This is a genomic window from Streptomyces sp. NPDC054956 (assembly GCF_053609185.1).
Map to the genome: position 1 here is coordinate 4,052 of NZ_JBSGXB010000289.1, position 5,744 is coordinate 9,795.

The window sequence follows — 5,744 nt, forward strand, 5'->3', positions numbered from 1 at the left end:
GTACCCGGGGCAGCAGGGACGCGGCGAACCCCGGCGGCGTCCGCCCGGCGCCCTCGCTTCCGAGTCCGTGCCAGGGCGCCGATTCCTCCCCGGCCCCGGGGCCCCGCTCGCGCTCGCGTCCGGCTTCCTCGTCCATCCCCGCATTGTCACCGTGCACAAACGCGGGAGGAAGCATTCTGCGCGTACCGCCAGGGGACACGGGCGGTGCGCCGGAGCATTCTGTGCAGTCCGACCAGCGCGCCACACCCCCGTCAGGAGATCTCGTATGGCACACAGCACCCGTGCGTCACGGACCCGCCGATGGCTCGCCAGGGCCGGCCTCCCGCTGGCCCTCCTCCTCGGCGCCGCCTTCCCGGCGCACGCCGCCACCGACGGCGCCGACGGACTCGGCTCGGGCGGCATCAACGACTTCTCCTGCCGCCCGAGTTCCGCGCACCCCGAGCCCGTGGTGCTGCTGCACGGCACCTTCGCGACCTGGTACGAGGACCTCAACTTCCTCCAGGCCGACCTGGCCGCCCGCGGCTACTGCACCTTCGCCCTGACCTACGGCGCGTACGAGGGCTTTCCGCTCGTCGGCGGGCTGAAGCCGGTCGCCGTCTCCAACGTGGAGATCAAGGAGTACGTGGAGAAGGTGCGCGCCGCGACCGGGGCCGCGCAGGTGTCCGTCGTCGGCCACTCCGAGGGCGGGCTCCAGGCGCTCTACCTGGCGAAGATGCAGGGCATCCAGTCCCACATCAAGGCGGTCGTCGCCATCGCCCCGCCGACGCACGGCACCAACGCCGCCGGCCTCCTGGACCTGGGCGACAAACTGCTCGGACGGCAGACGATGGAGCGGATCGTCACCACCATCGGCATCCCGGTACTGGCCGACGAGGTCCCCGGGGGCCCCGCCATCGTGGCCCTGAACGACGGCCCGGTGGCCCAGCCCGGGATCTCCTACACCATCATCTCCTCGCGCTACGACGAGCTCGTGACCCCGACCGAGACGGCGTTCGTCCGCGAGCCCGGGGTCAGGAACCAGTACGTGCAGGACTTCTGCCCCTTCGATCCGGTGGGCCACATCGGCGAGGCCTACGACCTCAACGTCTGGCACATGGTGCGCAACGGCCTCGACCCGCGCCGCGCCACCCCGATCCTGGTGTGCGCGGTCGGCTCTCCCGGCTAGGCCGTACTAGGGAAGCGGCGCGCCCCGGGCCGTCAGCCACAGCGAGTACCACTCCTCGTGGCTGAGGTCGGGGGCGCGCAGCGCCGCGTCGCGGCAGGCGCGGATGCGCTCCGGGCGGCCGGTGCCGACGACGGGGGCGATCCGGGCCGGGTGGCGCTGCAGCCACCACAGCAGGACCGTTTCCGGCGTCGTGTCCTTGGCCTTGGCGAGGGCGCCGAGGAGTTCGGCGGTCGCGTGCTCCCGTTCGCTCTCCTGCCGTCCGGTGAACCGGCCCTGGGCCAGCGCTCCCCAGGCCTGGATGCGGACCCCGTTGGCCACGCAGTACTCGACGGTGCCGGCCGGGAAGCCGACGGACGCCGCGGCCGGGGTGTTCACGAGGACTCCGTCCTCGAGCCAGTCGCGCCGGTCCAGGCTCATCTCCAGCTGGTTGGCGACGAGCGGGAAGTCCAGGTGGTGCTGGAGCCGGGCGCACTGCGCCGCGTTCATGTTGGAGACGCCGAACTCCCTTACGAGGCCCTGCCGTCGCAGTGACGTGAGGGCCTCCGCGGTTTCCCGCGGATCGGCCAGCGGGTCGGGCCGGTGCAGGAGCAGGACGTCGATGACGTCGGTGCGCAGCCGGGCGAGGCTCTCCTCGACCCGGCGGGTGATGGTGGCCCCGCGCAGGTCGTACATGCCGGGGTGCTCGCCGTCGGCGAGGCGGATCCCGCACTTGGTCTGGAGCGTGACGCGCTCGCGCAGGCCGGGGGTGCGGGCGAGCACCTCGCCGAAGACGGCTTCCGCCTTTCCGTGCCGGTAGATGTCGGCGTGGTCGAACATGGTGATGCCGCTGTCGAGGGCGGCCTCGATCGCCGCCTCGGCCGCGTCTATGTCCTCGGGCCGGTACGGGCCGGGCTCCCAGCTGCCGCCGAGAGCCATACAGCCGTAGATCAACCGGGTGTCGCCTGTCGCTGATGCCGTGATCGCCATGCGTGCACCCTATGAGGAGGACGCCTTCCACAGCACCCGGTCCCCGTCCACGATCACCAGCTCTCCGCTGGTCCGCAGCAGGAGCCGGGCGCCGGGGTGGCCGGTGGTCCCGCTCGACCAGGCCGGGCGGCCCTCGGCGGTGCGCACGACCAGTTCGCCGTCCTGCGTGAACACGGCGTCGTGGGCGGCGCCCCCGGTGTCGCTGTGCCACGTACGGCGGCCCTCGGCGTCGAGGAGCACGAGGTCTCCGGCGCTGTCGAGGGTCAGCCGGGCCTTGCCCGCGTCGAGTACTTCGCCGCCGCGCAGGACGGAACCGGCGTGGAACTCGATGGAGTCGTCGAGTTCCCCGGCGGCCAGGCCGCGCAGGACGGGCAGCGAGGGGGTGAAGGCGTAGACGGCGCCCTCCGTCCGTACGAAGCGGCCGAAGAAGAGGGTGTCGGCCCGACTGCCGTCCCCCGAGGGGGTCTCGAAGGCGACGGGGGAATCGGGGCCGAGCACCGGGTCGCAGCCGGTGCGCGGGTTCCGGCCGGCCGGGAAGTCCCGCTCGTTCATCCACTTGCGCGCCACCACCTCGAACTGCCCGACCAGGTCCGCCTGGTAGCAGACGAAGAGCAGTCCGCGCGAGGCCTCCGGGCCGTGGCCGGAGCCCAGTTCGGGGTCGTAGACGGGGCCGTACGGGATCCCGCGCCGCATCAGGCGCCGCCCGTCGAGCTCCGACTGGGCCAGCGGAGGACGGCCCGGGGTGAGGACGAGGCCGCCGCGCGGGTTCCCCTTGCGGATGTGGGCGAACAGCGGCATCCGCCAGCCGTGCGGGTCGGCGCTGTAGTCGAGGGTGGCGTCGGGGTCCTCGCCGGGTTCGGGCAGCCGTTCGGCGGCGGGGCAGACGGCGACGGGCATGCCGCCCGGCCAGCGGCCCATCAGCCGGGCCCCGAGCCACTCCCGGGGGGCGTCGGCGGGCGCGGAGCCGGCGCGCTGGAGCTCGGCGAGGCGCAGGGCGACCTGTGTCCACCAGCCGGGCACGTCCTGCGCGAGGCGGCGTACGACCTGGAAGGCACCGCCGGTGGCCCAGGCGGGCAGGGCGGTGGGGCGCTGTCCGACCCGCTCGGGCCCCACCACGAACTCGCCGGCGGGGATCAGCCGGGTCCCCGGCTTGCCGAGGACGCTGGTGCCGGTGGCCGGGTCGGGCTCGTCGAAGCCGCGTACGCCGGGCTGGCTGATGCAGTCGGCGAAGCCGAAGTGTTCGTGCCCGCGCAGGTCGCCGGAGAGGGTGGCGCCGTCCTGCCGGAAGAGCACCGTCGCGCCGGCCTGGCCCGCGCGGACGCGGTGGTCGGTGACGGCAGTGGCGAGGCGTTCGGGCTCGTCGGCGGCCAGGGTGAGGACCGCGTGCACCGCGCGGCCCGGCTCCTCGGCACCGAACAGCCAGGACTGCGGGGCGCTGGTGCCGGTGTCGCCGAGCTGCTGCGCGCGGGCCGCGGCGCCCTGGGTGAAGGCCTCTGCGTTGGAGCCCGCGCCGGCCGCGGGGAAGGGTTCCTTGCCCGCGAGGAGGCGCAGTCCCGGATGGGTGAGGCTGAGTCCGGTCCACAGGATGGACATGGAATCGGGATCGATGCCGCCGGCGCGCCTGCGGGCCTTGCTGAAGGCCTTGTTGAAGCGCGCCACCTCCTCGGTGGTGGAGATCGAGGGCAGTAGCCGGTTCAGCCACTGGCGGGCCTTCCCGACGTCGCCGAAGTGGAGGAACAGCAGGCAGGCGTGGTCCTTGCGGAATCCGGCGAGGATGTCGCCCTGGCTGTTGCGGTCGGTGCGCAGCGGGAGCGGATCCGCGGCGGCAGCGGCCCGTACGGGTTCCGCGGCTGCCGCCGCCTGGCCGGCCGGGGCCGGTGCGGCCCACGCCGTCGGGGCGATACCCGCGGTGAGGCCGGCGGCGGCGAAGGCGGCGGCCTGGACGACGGTCCTGCGAGCGGGTCCGGTGTGGGGGCAGCCCGGGGACGGCGACGGGGCGGGGGCCATCGGCTTACTCCAAGGGGAAGGGGGCGAGCGGGTGCGGGAACGGGGCGAGACGTGGCGGGGCGGGGAGAGCCGGACCGGGGTCAGCGCGGCGGCGCGGCCGGGACCTTCCCGTCGAGCTTGATCCACTGCGCGACGCCGGGTACTCCCCGGGCGTCGAGGAGGAAGAGCATGTAGTAACCGGGCGGCGCGGCCGCGGCGTTCGGCGGCGCCTGGAGCGTGAGGGTGCCGCCGGCCCGCCGCTTGACGCGCAGTTCCAGGTGACGCTGGCTGGTGTTGACCGCGTGCGTGGCGGTGGTGGGTGCCAGCAGCACGGCCCGCTCGACCCGGTCGGGGGTGCTCGTGGTGACCTCGAAGCGGGTGTCGTAGCCGATCGGCCCGGCGGGCACCTCGTCGAGTACGGGGCGGGCGCCCTGGTGGAGGTAGGCGGGCTCGTAGATCTCGATGGTGCCGTTCATGTCGTCGGTGATGTCGGCGTCGTTGGCGAGCTGTTGGAGCTCGTCGCCGGTGACCATGACGCGGCCGTCGGGCAGGACGAGGGCGTTGGAGTGGTAGCCGCGCGGCAGCCGCTGGACGGGGCCCGGCTTCCAGTTCCCGTGGGCGTCGCGCATCTCGAACTGGCGGTACTTCAGGTCGGCGTTGGGGTTCAGCACGCCGTTGCCGTAGTCGCGGATGTCGTATCCGCCGCTCGCCGTGAGCAGCGTGCCGTTCGGCATCAGCAGGGTGTTGTCCTGGGTGCGGCCGAAGGCGCGGGGGCTGTCGACGGTCCAGCGGCCCCCGGACAGCCTGTACGTGTGGGGGTCGTTCCGGTCCCCGCCGATGATCAGGACCGAGTCGGGACCCTCGTACCCGCCGGGCAGCGGTACGGCTCCCCCGTACACCCGGGTGGTGCCGTCCGGGCGGGGCGGGAGGTCGGCGCGGGTCTCGTGGACGGGGTCGAAGGTCCACTGTTCGTCGTGGACGCGGCCGAGACCGTGGACGAGGCCGTCCCGCAGCGAGAAGAGCTGCGGGTAGTCGCGGGTGAAGGGGGCCTTCGCCTTGAAGGGGCCGACCGGGGCGTCGCGCGGGACGTCCCCCTTCTCCCGGGGCACGGGGTAGCCGAGGGCGGGGAAGCGCTCCACGAGTGCGGTCGGCGTGCCCCAGCCCAGCTCGGACTGGCCGGACATGACGAGTTGGCGGCCGTCGGCGGCGGTCACCACGGAGGGGTACCAGCGGCCGGTGGCCATGTCCTGGTTGCGGCTCCAGGTCTCGGTCCACGGGTCGAAGACGAGGGCGAGCTTGGCGCCGCTGCCGCCGTTGGCGCCGAGGTTGCCGCCGAAGACCCCCAGCATGCCGTTGGGCAGGAAGGAGTGGCCGGAGCAGAAGAACGGCGCGGGGCGCGGTGAACCGGTGCCGTCGGGCATGTCGACCACGGGCGGGGTGACCTTGGTGAAGGCGTCCGCCCCGGTGCCCGCGGCCGGATCCCAGAGGAAGGCGCGGCCGGCGTTCGTGGCGCCGATGGTGTTGGTGGGGGCGGGCTCCTTCGTGGGGTTCGTCTCGATCCGCTCGAAGGAGAAGAGCAGCACCTTGCCGGTGGGCAGCAGGGCGATGTGCGCGGCGAAGTCCGGGG

At 73.6% G+C, this 5,744-nt stretch carries 4 protein-coding genes; 1 reads left to right on the top strand and 3 read right to left on the bottom strand.

Annotated features, from left to right (window positions below):
- The first annotated feature begins 265 nt into the window (after positions 1-265).
- Entirely contained in the window at positions 266-1,165 is a 900-nt protein-coding gene (locus tag ACWGDE_RS31400; RefSeq protein ID WP_453392424.1) for an esterase/lipase family protein, read from the top strand.
- Between the two features lie 6 nt (positions 1,166-1,171).
- Here ACWGDE_RS31400 and ACWGDE_RS31405 read toward each other — a convergent pair whose 3' ends face one another.
- The 3 genes from ACWGDE_RS31405 to ACWGDE_RS31415 form a co-directional block, all read right to left on the bottom strand.
- The gene (locus tag ACWGDE_RS31405; RefSeq protein ID WP_453392425.1) at positions 1,172-2,131 is read right to left on the bottom strand and encodes an aldo/keto reductase; all 960 of its coding nucleotides are present in this window, start codon (positions 2,129-2,131) and stop codon (positions 1,172-1,174) included.
- 9 nt (positions 2,132-2,140) lie between these two features.
- The gene (locus ACWGDE_RS31410; RefSeq protein ID WP_453392426.1) at positions 2,141-4,138 is read right to left on the bottom strand and encodes a Dyp-type peroxidase; all 1,998 of its coding nucleotides are present in this window, start codon (positions 4,136-4,138) and stop codon (positions 2,141-2,143) included.
- Between the two features lie 80 nt (positions 4,139-4,218).
- Positions 4,219-5,744 (bottom strand): galactose oxidase-like domain-containing protein (locus ACWGDE_RS31415; RefSeq protein ID WP_453392427.1); only part of this gene is annotated, 1,526 nt, incomplete at its 5' end.

Bases quoted from the DNA above. Each gene is read 5' to 3' on its own strand.
- ACWGDE_RS31410 (WP_453392426.1), bottom strand. From the start codon at position 4,138: ATGGCCCCCGCCCCGTCGCCGTCCCCGGGCTGCCCCCACACCGGACCC.
- ACWGDE_RS31400 (WP_453392424.1), top strand. From the start codon at position 266: ATGGCACACAGCACCCGTGCGTCACGGACCCGCCGATGGCTCGCCAGG.
- ACWGDE_RS31405 (WP_453392425.1), bottom strand. From the start codon at position 2,131: ATGGCGATCACGGCATCAGCGACAGGCGACACCCGGTTGATCTACGGC.